We start from the raw sequence: 13,779 nt of genomic DNA, 5'->3' as shown, positions 1-13,779 counted from the left end.
GAGGTTCCCCCAACCCTATCTTTGCAGGTATAGTGATGCGCGAGAACGCGGGGGAACTGCGGGCTGTGTCACCGTTTTCCGGCCTTTTGTCGGGTTTGTCCCTCTGTAATTTATGACCGTAACAAGGAGTCACTATGACTTGGGAATATGCACTGATCGTTGGCTTAGTCGTCGGGCTTATTATTGGCGCCTTAGCCATGCGGTTCGGCAACCGGAAGCTGCGTCAGCAAACGGCACTACAACAAGAGCTTGATAAGAGCAGAGCCGAACTGGAAACCTACCGTCAGGAACTGGTCAATCACTTTTCCCACAGCGCCGAACTGCTTGAAAAAATGGCTCAGGACTATCGCCAATTTCACAAGCATATGGTGAAAAGCTCTACTACCCTGCTGCCTGACATGGCGTCCAGCAACCCTTTTAGCTATCTCAACTTTAAGCCTGGCGCAGCCGATAGCGAAGAAGATCGCATGAGTCCGGAACATCCTCCTCGCGACTATTCCGAAGGAGCTTCAGGCCTGTTTCGGCCAGAGCGCAAAGAATAAGCAAAATAACTCGACGCGGCGCCGTTTTTAACGACGCCGCAGCTACTTGAATAACATTACCTTTCTTTACGTTCCCCGTTCTCCCGCATGCCGTCTGGATTTGAGGCCGGTCACATTTCTAACATTTCCGCTTCCCCCCTGACGTAATGTGTTCTTTGATGAACTTTTTTCGCCTATGCCGGGTCTTAGATTAGCTACTATCATAGAGTAAGGGCCTGTCCCAGTAGGTATATATTGGCACTGCCCGTATCCAAACGGGCAAATTAAATAGCCTAATGGGATTGGCCCTAAGAAGCTTTATCAGCGGCCGCTTATGCGGCTTCTATTTAGGTTAAAGGTTGGTATTGAGAGTATATTACCCATGAAGAAAACAACGTTATTATTGAGCGCCCTGACCGTCAGTCTAGGATTAACTTTTTCCTCAGTACCGGCAGCCAACGCCGCTCTGCCTACTGCCGTCGCCGGCGAGCAAACGCCAAGCCTGGCGCCCATGTTAGAGAAGGTACTGCCCGCGGTCGTTAGCGTCTACGTTGAAGGCACTCAGGTTCAGCGTCAGCGCATTCCTGAAGAGTTTAAGTTCTTCTTCGGACCGAATATGCCGTCCGAACAGCAGAGCGTACGCCCGTTTGAAGGCCTGGGTTCCGGCGTAATTATCAACGCAGAAAAGGGCTACGTCGTCACCAATAACCACGTGGTGAACAACGCCGACAAGATCCGCGTTCAGTTAAACAACGGCAAAGAGTATCAGGCGAAGCTTATCGGCCGCGACGAGCAGTCGGATATCGCCCTGCTTCAGCTGATTGACGCCAAAGAAAAAGATCTCACCGCCGTCAAAATGGCGGACTCTGATTCCCTGCGCGTCGGCGACTTTGCCGTCGCCGTCGGTAACCCGTTCGGCCTGGGGCAAACCGCAACCTCCGGCATAATCTCCGCTCTGGGCCGCAGCGGCCTGAATCTGGAAGGGTTTGAAAACTTCATCCAGACCGATGCCTCCATTAACCGCGGCAACTCCGGCGGCGCGCTGGTCAACCTGAACGGCGAGCTTATCGGCATCAACACCGCTATTCTTGCGCCAAGCGGCGGTAACGTCGGCATCGGTTTCGCCATTCCAAGCAACATGGTGCAAAGCCTGACCGAGCAGCTGATTAAATACGGTGAAGTCAAGCGCGGCATGCTGGGCATCAAGGGCAGCGAAATGACCGCCGAGATGGCGAAAGCCTTCAAGGTTGACGCACAGCGCGGCGCCTTCGTCAGCGAAGTTATTCCCAAGTCTGCCGCAGCGGCTGCGGGCATCAAGTCCGGCGACGTCATCGTGTCTCTTGACGGCAAAACCATCAGCAGCTTTGCCGAACTGCGCGCCAAGGTCGCGACCGCCGGTGCGGGCAAGAAGGTGAAGATGGGCCTGCTGCGTGAAGGCAAGCCGATGGAAGTGGACGTCGAGCTGCAAAACAGCGACCAGTCCTCCACCAGCGCGGAAACCCTGATGCCGGCTCTTCAGGGCGCAACCCTGAACAACGGTGAAGTCCAGGGCAACAAGGGTGTCCTAATCAAAGACGTTGAGAAAGGCTCTCCGGCTGCTCAAAGCGGCCTGCGCGCAGGCGATATGATCATCGGCGTTAACAGCGAGCGTACGCAAAACCTCGGCGAGCTGCGTAAGATTCTGGACGGCAAGCCTAACGTAGTCGCGCTGAACATTTTACGCGGCGACGATAATATCTACCTGATCCTGCGCTAACCTCGATCGCAAAAACGGATACGGCGATGTGCCGTATCCGTTAAAGTCATGTTATCCTTAACTACCCCTATTTTTCCTGATGACATGCATGTTTGCCAAACTGTTACGCTCAATTCTTATCGGCCTTATCATCGCTGCGACGCTGCTGACCATTTTCCCGTCGCTGCGCGATACCTCAGGCCTGCTGGATAATTCGCTTTCGCTCTCCCTTGGCGAAGCGCCCGCGAGCTATAACAGCGCCGTCAAGCGCGCCGCCCCTGCGGTAGTCAACATATACAACCGCAACATTCACAGCCAAAACGGGCCGGGCATCAATACGCTGGGCTCTGGCGTCATCATGAATAAAAAGGGCTACATCCTCACTAACCGACACGTTATCGTCAACGCCGACCAAATCATCGTCGCGCTGCAAAACGGACAAATCGACGAAGCGCTGGTTGTCGGAAGCGATACCCTAACGGATCTCGCCGTTCTGAAAATTCAGGAAGGCAATCTGCCGGTGATACCTATCAATACCAAAAGGACGTCCCACGTCGGCGACGTCGTTTTAGCGATCGGCAACCCCTATAACCTCGGGCAAACGGTAACTCAGGGCATCATCAGCGCAACCGGGCGCATCGGCCTAAGCCCCTACGGCCGCCAGAACCTGCTTCAGACCGACGCCTCCATTAACCACGGCAACTCCGGCGGCGCGCTGGTCAACTCGCTTGGCGAACTGGTCGGCATCAATACGCTGTCGTTGGATAAACGAACGGACGGCGATACGCCGGAAGGCATCAGCTTTGCTATTCCCATCGAGCTGGCGACCAAAATCATGGATAAGCTTATCCGCGACGGGCGCGTTATTCGCGGATATATCGGCATCGGTGGCGGAGATCTTGGTCAGGTACAGGCGCAAAGCGGCCCGTTTGACCGACTGCAGGGCATCCTGGTCAGATCGGTAACGCCCGGCGGGCCGGCGGATCGTGCGGGAATACAGGCCGGAGATATCCTGCTGAGCGTCAACGGCAAGGCCGCTGGTTCAGTTCTTGAAGTTATGGATCAGATAGCCGAAATTCGCCCCGGCACCAGCATTCCGGTAGAGGTCCTACGTCGAGGCCAGAAAACCACCGTAACCGTCACTATCGCTGAATACCCGGCGACCTGACAGGCTGGCTGAATAGACACCTAAAGCAAAGGGGGAGCGACAGGCGCTCCCCCTTCTCATTTATTTATACCCGCATCGCTGCTTGACTACGACTCTTCCTTCACGCGCTGAATATTTGCGCCCAGCGCGTTGAGCTTCTCTTCAATGCGCTCATAGCCGCGATCGATATGGTAGATACGGTCTACGGTCGTCACGCCGTTAGCGATACAGCCGGCCAGAACCAGACTGGCGGACGCGCGAAGGTCTGTCGCCATCACCTGAGCAGGGGAAAGCTGGTCTACGCTGTGGCAAATAACGGTATTACCTTCGATTTCCGCGTGGGCGCCCATGCGGATCAGCTCAGGGATGTGCATAAAGCGGTTTTCGAAGATGGTTTCCGTGATAACGCCGGTGCCTTCCGCAACCAGATTGAGCAAAGAGAACTGGGCCTGCATGTCGGTAGGGAAGCCCGGATGCGGCGCGGTTCGCACGTTAACGCTGCGCGGACGCTTGCCCTTCATGTCCAGGCTAATCCAGTCTTCGCCGGTTTCAATTTCAGCGCCGGCTTCGCGCAGCTTGGCCAGCACGGCGTCCAGCATGTCGGGACGCGTGTTGCGGCACACGACCTTACCGCCGGAAACGGCCGCCGCCACCAGGAAGGTACCGGTTTCAATACGGTCAGGCAGTACGCGATAAACGCCGCCGCCCAGGCGCTCAACGCCTTCGATGGTAATATGATCGGTACCAGCACCGGTAATCTTGGCGCCAAGAGTGTTAAGGAACTCGGCGGTATCGACGATCTCCGGCTCGCGGGCCGCGTTCTCAATAATGGTCGTACCTTCCGCCAGCGTGGCTGCGCACATAATGGTAACCGTCGCACCAACGCTCACCTTATCCATAACGATATGCGCGCCTTTTAAGCGCCCGTTAACGGACGCCTTGACGTAGCCTTCCTCTAACTTGATTTCCGCACCAAGCTGCTCCAAGCCGCTAATGTGCAGGTCAACGGGGCGAGCGCCGATTGCACACCCGCCAGGGAGAGAAACTTCACCGTGACCAAAACGAGACACCAGCGGCCCCAGCGCCCAGATAGAAGCGCGCATGGTTTTCACCAAATCGTAAGGCGCACAGAGTTCGGTCACATTAGAGGCATCGACAAAAATAGAGCCGTTGCGTTCAATTTTCACGCCCAAGCGGCTAAGCAGCTTAATCGTTGTGTCGATATCCTTAAGTTTGGGAACGTTTTGCAGCTCCACCGGCTCTTCGGCCAGCAGTGCGGCAAACAGAATTGGCAGCGCGGCGTTTTTCGCCCCGGAAATTGTGACCTCGCCGCTAAGACGCGTAGGCCCCTGTACTCGAAATTTGTCCATAACCGTTCTCTCTTAAAAAAACCTGCGATCAGCATGCACCGCTTCGGTGAAGTGATTGTGATGTCTATGCGTTTTTTTCTTCACTGAAGGCAAAAAGTGAATTACAGACCGTTTAGCTTACGATCGCGTTCCCACTCTGCCGGGGTGTACACTTTGATCGATAACGCGTGAATACGGTTATCGGAGATATATTCCGCCAGCGGCGCGTAAACTGCCTGCTGCTGTTTGACTCGGCTCATGCCTGCAAAAATTTCACCGATGGCAATCACCTGAAAATGGCTGCCGTCGCCGGTAACGTGGGCATCCTGCAGGTTTAGGGCATCCATTAAAATCTGTCTGATGAGGGTAGTTTCCATGGGCTTTTCTGTGCTCACTGGGTTAAACATGCCAAGCCGCTGCGGATGAAAAAACAACCAAAGTCGAGAAGCAGGCGGCCGTCATTTTTATAACGATAAAAACAGCGTACCGGCACATTTTACTGCGCCGGTACGATAGGCTAGGGTTTATAGTATCACAGCCCTTCGCTCTGGCTCACCAGATACGGCTGAATAATTTGCTGCAAATTGTAGAGCGCCATCAGCGAGCTCAGCTTTTCCGTCAGCCCGACCAGCATAACGGGGCGCTTACGGGCGGACGTTGCGTCCAGCAAATAAACCAGCATCGCCAGGCCGGGCGAGTCAACGCGATCGAGCCCGGCCACGTCAAGCGTGTGAACCTCTGGTGGAATAAACGTCTGACGCGCATCCCACAGAGGCATCAGCGTCTCACGGTTTAAATCGCCGCTCAACGCCATAGTGCCGTCATTAACCCGCCAGTCTAACGACGCCGAGGCCATTATTTGCTGTCCAGCTTAATAGGCTGTTTAGAAAGCGCGCTCAGCTGCGTGGTCAATCCGTCAACGCCGTCGCGGCGCAGCGTCTCCGCCCACTCGTTCTGCTTGGTGGTGATCATGCTGATGCCTTCGGCAATCATGTCATAGGCCTTCCACTCGCCGGTTTTGCTGTTCTTACGCCATTGGAAGTCAAGGCGGATCGGCGGGCGTCCGTTAGTGTCGTTGATGGTAATGCGAATGGACACGTTGTCTTTATCGCCGAGCGGCTGCTCCGGAGAGATCTGGTAGTTTTGGCCGTTATACATCGCCAGCGCCTGGCCGTAGGCCTGTTCCAGATAGGCCTCAAACGCAGGCATATAGGCATCGCGCTGGGCCGGTGTCGCGTCCTTGTAATAGCGACCTAAAACCAGCGCTCCGGCATACTTCACCTGAACGTAAGGGATCAGCTCTTCCTTAACGATGGTTTTCAAATAGTCGGGATTGGCCTTGATTTTAGGCTGCTCCGCTTTCAAGCGGTTGAAGGTTTTCTCCGCCGCCGCCTGCATTTCCTGATAGGGATTATTCGCCGCTGCGTTAACCGCCAAAGGCGCAACAACAAGAAGCGCGGCCATCATAAAACGTTTAAACATAACTGTTCCTCTCACTACCCGTGGTTCATTACCCAAAATCAATGAGCGCTCTGCGGCTGTGCAGCGGGATCTTCCGCCGGCTTTTCATCGCCGCTCTTGTACAAGAACTGTCCAATCAGGTCTTCCAGCACCATCGCTGACTTGGTGTCTTTCAGCGTATCGCCGTTTTTAAGAATTGAGGTGCCCATATCTTCATCCTCAAAGCCTATGTTCAGCGCCAAAAACTGTTCCCCCAGCAGGCCTGCGGTACGAATAGACAGCGAACTGGTGTCAGGAATATGGTTATAGCGGTCCTGAATGTCGATAGCGACCCGCGGCAGGTAAGACTTTTCGTCAAGCGTAATATCCGCCACGCGGCCAATCAGCACGCCGCCCACCTTCACCGGCGAACGCACCTTAAGGCTGCCGATGTTGTCAAACGTAGCGTAGATTCGGTATGTCGGTTCATTGCCCAGCGACTTTACGTCCGCCACTTTCAAACACAGGAAAAGCAGTGAACACAGCCCAATGAGCATAAACACGCCTACCCAGATTTCCGTTTTTTTACTTTGCATCGATTTAGTTCCCAAACATCATTGCGGTCAGTACAAAATCCAAACCTAATACGGCAAGAGAGGCGTGCACGACGGTACGCGTCGTCGCTTGGCTAATGCCCTGCGACGTTGGAATACAGTCATAGCCGTTGTGCAACGCAATCCAGGTCACGGTGATAGCAAACACCATGCTTTTAATAAAACAGTTTAGTATGTCGGTATGCCAGCTGACGGAATCCTGCATCGCCGACCAGAAAAAGCCGCCGTCAATGCCCTTCCAGTCCACACCGACCATTGCACCGCCCAGAATGCCCACGGCGACAAAAATCGCGGTCAAAAGCGGCATGCTGATAAAACCGGCCCAGAAGCGCGGCGCCACCACCCGACGCAGGGGATCGACCGCCATCATCTCAAGGCTGGAGAGCTGCTCCGTCGCCTTCATCAGGCCTATCTCCGCCGTCAGGGCAGAACCCGCGCGACCGGCAAACAGCAGCGCGGTAACCACCGGGCCCAGCTCTCTGAGCAGCGACAGCGCCACCATCATACCGAGGCTCGCCTCGGCGCTGTAGGTGGTTAAAATAAGGTACCCTTGCAGCCCCAGCACCATGCCGATGAACAGGCCGGAAACGATGATAATCAGCAGGGACTGGACGCCGACGACGTACAGCTGCTTGATAAGCAGCGGCCACTGCTTTCGAAACTCCGGCGTCCCCACCAGCGCCCCATATAGCATAGCGCCAGAGCGACCGAACGAGCCGATAAAATGAATGCCCCGGCGCCCTAGCGACGCCAACGTCTGTAGCAACATCAGCTTAATAACTCCGTTTTATAATCATCGGCGGGAAAGCGGAAAGGCACCGGCCCGTCGGCAATGCCGTCAAGGAACTGCCGGGCGCGGGGGTCCGGATTAGCCCGCAGTTCGGCCGGAGATCCTTCGGCAATAACGTGATGCTCGGCCACGATATAAGCATAGTCCGCAATGCTCAGCACTTCGGGCACGTCGTGAGAAACGACAATGCAGGTAATACCCAGCGCGTTATTAAGCTCGTCGATAAGCTTCACCAACACGCCCATCGTGATAGGATCCTGACCGACAAACGGTTCGTCAAACATGATGAGCTCCGGCTCCAGCGCAATAGCGCGCGCCAGCGCGGCACGGCGCGCCATGCCGCCAGAAAGCTCGGACGGCATCAGGTTCGCCGCGCCGCGCAGCCCTACCGCTTCAAGCTTCATTAATACCGTGCTGCGCACCAGCTCTTCCGGCAGGCGCGTATGTTCGCGCAGCGGATAGGCGACGTTTTCAAATACGGTTAAATCGGTGAACAGCGCGCCGGACTGAAACAGCATGCTCATTTTCTTACGAACGTCGTAAAGGCGCCTGCGGGAAAGCGAAGGGATATTGTCCCCATCAAAGATGATTTCGCCGCTGCTTGGGGTCAATTGGCCGCCGATGAGCCGCAAAAGGGTGGTTTTACCAATCCCCGAAGGCCCCATAATCGCGGTAACTTTTCCGCGCGGCACCGTCAGGTTGATATCCTGAAAAATTGGACGACCTCCGCGGAAAAACGACATCTCGCGCACTTCAACCAAATTTGTTGTCGACTTATTCATTCTCGTCCTTCACTATCAGGATGAAATACTTCATGTGTCCATCATAAGTATTTATATACTCTGGCTCAACTCCTCACCGCACGCCAAGACTAACGGTAAAGCAAAACCAAATCAGACCATCATCCATCACTCTATGAATCGGGCCAGCCGTTTAGCAAATTCTGCGGCCACGACCCGGCGGATATTATGACTAACGCACCATAATAAAGATGCTTCTTTACGTGAAATTTACACAAGCGGGCGATACAAATTCCCTTCCCCCTTACGACCACGGAGGATATAGCCTTATAATAGCCTCTAATCTCATTTCGCAGTTGGGATTTTACCATGTTGGCACTCATAATAGCGCTTTCGGCGACGCAGTGAGTTTGCGATTGGTGCCGCTGACCTGTTACGCTTAGCCACACTCATTTTTATGCCCTTATCGGGCGACGGCCGCTAACGTAGCGGTTGATATTTAGACGCATTTTTTGATTCATCCTTAAATACAGCGAGACAGCGCAATGTCCAGTTTTGACTTTCAGCAGGCGGGTAAGCAGGTTCTTGATATCGAAAGAAGCGCCCTGGACCAGCTTTATCAATACATAGACAAGGACTTCAACCGCGCCTGCGCCATGATGCTTGAGTGCAAGGGCAAGGTCATCGTGATGGGAATGGGGAAATCCGGCCACATCGGCTGTAAGATCGCCGCCTCTTTCGCCAGTACGGGAACGCCCTCTTTCTTTGTGCACCCGGCCGAAGCAAGCCACGGCGATCTGGGCATGATAACCGCAAACGACGTGGTGATAGCTATCTCTTATTCCGGCGAATCCAGCGAAATTATGGCGCTGGTTCCGGTCATTAAACGCCTGCAAATTCCGCTTATCTGCATGACGGGCAACCCTAACAGCGCCATGGGCAGAGTGGCCGACGTCCACCTGTGCGTTCACGTCCCTAAAGAAGCCTGCCCGCTGGGGCTTGCGCCAACCAGCAGCACCACGGCGACACTGGTAATGGGCGACGCGCTGGCCGTCGCGCTGCTCAAAGCCAAGGGATTCACCGCCGATGACTTCGCGCTTTCTCACCCCGGCGGCGCGCTAGGGCGCAAACTCTTGCTGCGGGTCAGCGACATTATGCACGCAGGCGATGAAATCCCTCGCGTTGCCGCCGACGCGACGCTAAGAGAAGCGCTGGTTGAGATTACCCGTAAAAATCTGGGGCTGACCGTCATCTGCAATGACGACATGATAATTAAAGGCATCTTTACCGACGGTGACTTACGACGTATTTTCGACCAGAATATTGATATCAGAGATGCAAAAATCGCTGACGTCATGACTAAAGGCGGCATCCGGGTTTCCCCTTCGATTCTGGCGGTTGAAGCGCTGAATCTGATGCAGTCTAAGCACATCACAGCGCTTATCGTCGCCGAAGGCGATAAGTTGGAAGGCGTCGTGCACATGCATGATATGCTGCGCGCAGGCGTCGTTTAGGGCAAAATAGAACGTTTACGTCATTCGGGCTGAGCGTTTTAAAGAGTATTGATATGATTGATACGTGCTATGGCACTGTAGAAGAAGAGGTTTTCCAGCGCGCCAGCGCCATTCGTTTGCTTATCTGCGACGTGGACGGCGTGATGTCCGACGGACTTATCTATATGGGCAACCATGGCGAAGAGCTGAAGGCGTTTAGCGTACGCGACGGCTACGGCATCCGCTGCCTGCTGACGTCTGGCGTTGAGGTAGCGATTCTTACCGGCCGTAAGGACAAGCTGGTTGCAGAGCGCGCAAAAACGCTGGGGATCGCTCATCTTTATCAGGGGCTGTCTGATAAGCTCGTTCCGTTCAACAAAATGCTTCACGAGCTGTCGCTGGCCCCTGAGCAGGTCGCCTATATCGGCGACGATCTTATCGACTGGCCCGTTATGGCGCAGGTTGGTTTAGCCGTGGCCGTAGCCGATGCCCATCCCTGGCTTCTGACCAAAGCGCACTTTGTGACCAGAACGCCGGGCGGCCGAGGCGCAGTACGCGAGCTGTGCGACCTTATATTACAGGCGCAGGGAAAGCTTGACGACGCTCGGGGGCTATCGATATGAGCAAGCTGAAGACCGTTATCACCGTACTGCTGACGCTCGCCGTTTTGGGCCTGATCGGCTGGAATCTGGCGGATAAAGAGGACGCTCAGTCCATCGTTCCGCCCGACGACAAAGAGCCGACCTACCAAAGCCAGCAAATGATCACCATCGTGTATAATCCCGAAGGTCTATTAAACTACAAGTTAACGGCGGAAGACGTAAAATACTACGCCAAGCCGGAAGACACCTGGTTTACCAGCCCGGTGATGATCGTATTCGATAAAGAGCAGGTCGCCATCTGGTCGATCCGGGCAAACCGTGCGAAACTGACAAAAAGCCGCATGCTTTATTTGTATGGCGATGTGGAGGTCAACAGCCTGACGGCCACCTCGCAGTTGGAAAAAATCAAGACAGACAACGCTGATATCAACCTGACGACGCAAGATATCAGCTCTGACGATCGCGTCACGCTTTATGGGGCAAGTTTTACCTCTGAAGGGATGAAGATGCGCGGAAACCTGCGCAGTAAAACAGCTAAGCTGATTGAAAAGGTAAAAACCTATTATGAAGTTCAACCAAAAGCCGGTAACAAAAATGCACCGTAACCCTAACGTCGGACGCTCGGCGCTTGTTGCCGCCGCACTGCTTTTGACCAGCACGTCGGCGTTTGCGCTAAAGGACGACACAAACCAGCCGATCAACATTACGTCAGCCCAACAGTCGCTGGACATGACGGGTAACGTCGTTACCTTTACCGGTGATGTGGTCGTCAAGCAGGGTTCTATCGACATTCGCGCAGACAAAGTCGTTGTAACCCGCCCTGAAAACGAGAAAGGCAAAGAGGTCGTGGAAGCTTTCGGCAATCCGGTGACCTTTTACCAGCTTCAAGACAACGGCAAGCCGGTGAAGGGGCACGGTCAGAAGCTGCGCTATGAGCTGGCGACCGACTTTGTCGATCTGACCGGCAACGCCTACCTTGAACAGCTGGACAGCAACGTACAGGGCGACCGAATCACCTATAAAGTTAAAGAGCAGAAGATGGAAGCCTTTAGTAACAAAGGCAAGCGCGTCACCACCATTCTGGTGCCGTCCCAGCTGCAGAAAAAGAATTAACCATGGCGCGCTTGCGCGTGACGAAAAGAAGAGTAAACGATAACGCATGGCAACACTAACAGCAGAGAATCTGGCAAAAGCCTACAAAGGCCGCCGCGTCGTAGAAGACGTCAGCCTGACGGTCAACTCCGGCGAAATCGTTGGCCTGCTGGGGCCTAACGGCGCGGGAAAGACAACGACCTTTTATATGGTCGTCGGCATCGTGCAGCGCGACGCAGGCTCTATCGCTATCGACGGTGAAGACATTAGCCTGTTGCCGCTGCATGCCCGCGCCCGCCGCGGCATTGGCTACCTGCCGCAGGAAGCCTCTATTTTTCGGCGTCTGAGCGTCTACGATAACCTGATGGCAGTGCTTCAGATTCGTAACGATTTAAACAGCCAACAGCGCGAAGACCGCGCCAACGAGCTGCTGGAAGAGTTTCATATCGATCACCTGCGCAAGAATCTGGGGCAGTCCCTGTCAGGTGGTGAACGCCGTCGGGTAGAGATCGCCCGCGCGCTGGCCGCCAACCCCAAGTTTATCCTGCTGGATGAACCGTTCGCCGGCGTTGACCCGATTTCCGTCATTGATATTAAAAAGATCATCGAGCACCTGCGCGACAGCGGCTTGGGCGTACTAATAACGGACCACAACGTTCGCGAAACGCTGGACGTCTGCGAACGCGCCTATATCGTAAGCCAAGGCCATCTGATTGCCCACGGTACGCCTTCTTCTATTCTGGAAGACGAACACGTTAAGCGCGTTTATCTGGGCAACGAGTTCAGACTTTAAGCAAAAGAGACGTAAAGCGGTACTATGAAGCAAGGTTTACAGCTCAGGCTAAGCCAACAGTTAACCATGACGCCCCAACTACAGCAGGCCATTCGTCTGCTGCAGCTGTCGACGCTTGAGCTACAGCAGGAGATTCAAACCGCGCTGGAGAGCAACCCGCTGCTTGAACAGGCTGACGCCCACGACGAAATCGACGCGCGCGAAGAGCCCGAGATGGAGAATATTGACACCAGCGACGCGCTGCAACAGTCGGATATTCCCGAAGACCTCCCGCTGGACGCCTCCTGGGACGAAATCTACACCGCAGGTACGCCTTCCGGCACCCGCAACGACTACGGGGACGACGAGCTGCCCGTCTTTCAGGGCGAGACCACGCTGACGCTTCAGGACCATCTGATATGGCAAATGGATCTCACCCCCTTTACCGAGCTGGATAAGGCTATCGCCGTCGCCATCATCGACGCCGTCGACGATGCGGGCTATCTTACCGTCCCGCTGGAAGACATCGCCGAAAGCCTGGGGCAGGAAGATGAAGCGGTAGACATCGCAGAAATTGAGGCGGTGCTTAAGCGCATTCAACGCTTCGATCCGGTCGGCGTCGCCGCGCGCGACCTGCGCGAATGCCTGCTGGTGCAGCTATCCCAGCTGGATAAAAACACCCCGGGGCTTACGCAGGCGTGTGAGATCGTTTCAGAGCACTTGACCCTGCTGGGCAATCACGACTTTAGAACGCTGCTAAAACTGACTCGAATCAGCGAATCGTTGCTAAAAGAAGCGATGCAGCTTATTCAAAGCCTCGATCCGCGCCCCGGCCAATCGATATACGCCAGCGAATCGGAATACGTCATTCCCGACGTCCTAGTGCGTAAAATTCAGGGGAAATGGTGCGTGGAGCTCAATACGGAAAGCGTTCCGCGGCTTCGCATCAACCAGCACTACGCCGCCATGACCAACACGCATAACGCCAGCGATAATCAGTATATCCGCAGCCATTTGCAGGACGCAAAGTGGCTGATAAAAAGCCTGGAAAGCCGTAACGATACGCTGCTACGGGTAACGGAATGCATCGTGGAGCGCCAAGAGGCCTTCTTCGAGTCAGGGCCGGAATTTATGAAGCCCATGGTTTTAGCAGACATCGCCCAGGCCGTTGATATGCACGAGTCCACCATCTCACGGGTGACTACGCAAAAATATCTGCACAGCCCGCGCGGCATTTTTGAGCTAAAATACTTCTTCTCCAGCCATGTGAGCACCGAAAGCGGCGGCGAAGCCTCCTCTACCGCCATCCGTGCGCTGGTGAAAAAAATGATCTCGGCCGAGAATCCCTCCAAGCCGCTCAGCGACAGTAAAATCGCCGATATGCTAACGGAACAGGGAATTATGGTCGCCAGAAGGACCGTGGCAAAATACCGAGAGTCGTTGTCCATTCCTCCCTCAAACCTGCGTAAGCAGCTGGTTTGAGC

Annotated in this window: 16 protein-coding genes; 9 read left to right on the top strand and 7 right to left on the bottom strand. The window is 54.7% G+C overall.

The genetic code is table 11. The features are described from left to right. Positions 1–134 precede the first annotated feature (134 nt). From zapG to degS, 3 genes are all read left to right on the top strand, one after another. Positions 135–542, top strand: a complete 408-nt coding sequence (gene zapG, locus G544_RS0112295) for a Z-ring associated protein ZapG (protein WP_027274885.1) — start codon at positions 135–137, stop codon at positions 540–542. Between the two features lie 361 nt (positions 543–903). Then, positions 904–2,277, top strand: a complete 1,374-nt coding sequence (degQ, locus tag G544_RS0112290; protein ID WP_027274884.1) for a serine endoprotease DegQ — start codon at positions 904–906, stop codon at positions 2,275–2,277. A gap of 88 nt (positions 2,278–2,365) precedes the next feature. Beyond that, positions 2,366–3,424: an outer membrane-stress sensor serine endopeptidase DegS gene (gene degS / locus G544_RS0112285; RefSeq protein ID WP_027274883.1), complete on the top strand. Its 1,059-nt coding sequence runs from the start codon at positions 2,366–2,368 to the stop codon at positions 3,422–3,424. A gap of 86 nt (positions 3,425–3,510) precedes the next feature. Here the strand turns inward: degS and murA are convergent, their stop codons facing one another. The 7 genes from murA to mlaF all read right to left on the bottom strand — a co-directional run bounded on the left by murA (position 3,511) and on the right by mlaF (position 8,378). Further along, a complete protein-coding gene (murA, locus tag G544_RS0112280; protein ID WP_027274882.1) occupies positions 3,511–4,773 on the bottom strand; it encodes a UDP-N-acetylglucosamine 1-carboxyvinyltransferase in 1,263 nt (420 codons plus the stop codon). A 101-nt stretch (positions 4,774–4,874) separates the two neighbouring features. After that, complete coding sequence (gene ibaG / locus G544_RS0112275; protein ID WP_027274881.1) at positions 4,875–5,129, bottom strand: BolA family iron metabolism protein IbaG; 255 nt, start codon at positions 5,127–5,129, stop codon at positions 4,875–4,877. A 155-nt stretch (positions 5,130–5,284) separates the two neighbouring features. Then, complete coding sequence (gene mlaB, locus G544_RS20485) at positions 5,285–5,608, bottom strand: lipid asymmetry maintenance protein MlaB (RefSeq protein WP_036023978.1); 324 nt, start codon at positions 5,606–5,608, stop codon at positions 5,285–5,287. After that, the gene (gene mlaC, locus G544_RS0112265; RefSeq protein ID WP_027274880.1) at positions 5,608–6,234 is read right to left on the bottom strand and encodes a phospholipid-binding protein MlaC; all 627 of its coding nucleotides are present in this window, start codon (positions 6,232–6,234) and stop codon (positions 5,608–5,610) included. Before mlaC ends, mlaB begins: the two co-directional genes overlap by 1 nt. Positions 6,235–6,272: 38 nt before the next feature. Further along, a complete protein-coding gene (gene mlaD / locus G544_RS0112260) occupies positions 6,273–6,788 on the bottom strand; it encodes an outer membrane lipid asymmetry maintenance protein MlaD (protein WP_027274879.1) in 516 nt (171 codons plus the stop codon). Between the two features lie 4 nt (positions 6,789–6,792). Continuing rightward, positions 6,793–7,575: a lipid asymmetry maintenance ABC transporter permease subunit MlaE gene (gene mlaE / locus G544_RS0112255; RefSeq protein WP_027274878.1), complete on the bottom strand. Its 783-nt coding sequence runs from the start codon at positions 7,573–7,575 to the stop codon at positions 6,793–6,795. Further along, complete coding sequence (gene mlaF / locus G544_RS0112250; protein WP_036023976.1) at positions 7,575–8,378, bottom strand: phospholipid ABC transporter ATP-binding protein MlaF; 804 nt, start codon at positions 8,376–8,378, stop codon at positions 7,575–7,577. The genes mlaE and mlaF overlap by 1 nt, the downstream gene beginning before the upstream one ends. Before the next feature lie 503 nt (positions 8,379–8,881). Here mlaF and kdsD point away from each other — a divergent pair. Genes kdsD through rpoN form a run of 6 tightly spaced genes read left to right on the top strand, consistent with a single transcriptional unit; the run spans position 8,882 to position 13,777 of the window. After that, positions 8,882–9,850: an arabinose-5-phosphate isomerase KdsD gene (gene kdsD / locus G544_RS0112245; protein WP_036023973.1), complete on the top strand. Its 969-nt coding sequence runs from the start codon at positions 8,882–8,884 to the stop codon at positions 9,848–9,850. A 53-nt stretch (positions 9,851–9,903) separates the two neighbouring features. Beyond that, positions 9,904–10,452: a 3-deoxy-manno-octulosonate-8-phosphatase KdsC gene (kdsC, locus tag G544_RS0112240; protein WP_036023970.1), complete on the top strand. Its 549-nt coding sequence runs from the start codon at positions 9,904–9,906 to the stop codon at positions 10,450–10,452. Further along, entirely contained in the window at positions 10,449–11,036 is a 588-nt protein-coding gene (lptC, locus tag G544_RS0112235) for an LPS export ABC transporter periplasmic protein LptC (protein ID WP_027274874.1), read from the top strand. Before kdsC ends, lptC begins: the two co-directional genes overlap by 4 nt. Continuing rightward, a complete protein-coding gene (lptA, locus tag G544_RS0112230; RefSeq protein WP_027274873.1) occupies positions 11,026–11,544 on the top strand; it encodes a lipopolysaccharide ABC transporter substrate-binding protein LptA in 519 nt (172 codons plus the stop codon). Before lptC ends, lptA begins: the two co-directional genes overlap by 11 nt. A 46-nt stretch (positions 11,545–11,590) precedes the next feature. After that, entirely contained in the window at positions 11,591–12,316 is a 726-nt protein-coding gene (lptB, locus tag G544_RS0112225; protein WP_027274872.1) for an LPS export ABC transporter ATP-binding protein, read from the top strand. A 24-nt stretch (positions 12,317–12,340) separates the two neighbouring features. Then, a complete protein-coding gene (rpoN, locus tag G544_RS0112220) occupies positions 12,341–13,777 on the top strand; it encodes an RNA polymerase factor sigma-54 (protein WP_027274871.1) in 1,437 nt (478 codons plus the stop codon). The last annotated feature ends 2 nt before the right edge of the window (positions 13,778–13,779 follow it).

This window comes from Leminorella grimontii ATCC 33999 = DSM 5078, assembly GCF_000439085.1.
GTDB lineage: Bacteria > Pseudomonadota > Gammaproteobacteria > Enterobacterales > Enterobacteriaceae > Leminorella > Leminorella grimontii.
The sequence above is the reverse complement of the archived record's forward strand: the minus strand, read 5'-3'. Positions and strand labels throughout refer to the sequence as shown.

Coding starts and splice junctions, on each gene's coding strand:
- zapG (WP_027274885.1), top strand. CDS start 135: ATGACTTGGGAATATGCACTGATCGTTGGCTTAGTCGTCGGGCTTATT.
- degQ (WP_027274884.1), top strand. CDS start 904: ATGAAGAAAACAACGTTATTATTGAGCGCCCTGACCGTCAGTCTAGGA.
- degS (WP_027274883.1), top strand. CDS start 2,366: ATGTTTGCCAAACTGTTACGCTCAATTCTTATCGGCCTTATCATCGCT.
- murA (WP_027274882.1), bottom strand. CDS start 4,773: ATGGACAAATTTCGAGTACAGGGGCCTACGCGTCTTAGCGGCGAGGTC.
- ibaG (WP_027274881.1), bottom strand. CDS start 5,129: ATGGAAACTACCCTCATCAGACAGATTTTAATGGATGCCCTAAACCTG.
- mlaB (WP_036023978.1), bottom strand. CDS start 5,608: ATGGCCTCGGCGTCGTTAGACTGGCGGGTTAATGACGGCACTATGGCG.
- mlaC (WP_027274880.1), bottom strand. CDS start 6,234: ATGTTTAAACGTTTTATGATGGCCGCGCTTCTTGTTGTTGCGCCTTTG.
- mlaD (WP_027274879.1), bottom strand. CDS start 6,788: ATGCAAAGTAAAAAAACGGAAATCTGGGTAGGCGTGTTTATGCTCATT.
- mlaE (WP_027274878.1), bottom strand. CDS start 7,575: ATGTTGCTACAGACGTTGGCGTCGCTAGGGCGCCGGGGCATTCATTTT.
- mlaF (WP_036023976.1), bottom strand. CDS start 8,378: ATGAATAAGTCGACAACAAATTTGGTTGAAGTGCGCGAGATGTCGTTT.
- kdsD (WP_036023973.1), top strand. CDS start 8,882: ATGTCCAGTTTTGACTTTCAGCAGGCGGGTAAGCAGGTTCTTGATATC.
- kdsC (WP_036023970.1), top strand. CDS start 9,904: ATGATTGATACGTGCTATGGCACTGTAGAAGAAGAGGTTTTCCAGCGC.
- lptC (WP_027274874.1), top strand. CDS start 10,449: ATGAGCAAGCTGAAGACCGTTATCACCGTACTGCTGACGCTCGCCGTT.
- lptA (WP_027274873.1), top strand. CDS start 11,026: ATGCACCGTAACCCTAACGTCGGACGCTCGGCGCTTGTTGCCGCCGCA.
- lptB (WP_027274872.1), top strand. CDS start 11,591: ATGGCAACACTAACAGCAGAGAATCTGGCAAAAGCCTACAAAGGCCGC.
- rpoN (WP_027274871.1), top strand. CDS start 12,341: ATGAAGCAAGGTTTACAGCTCAGGCTAAGCCAACAGTTAACCATGACG.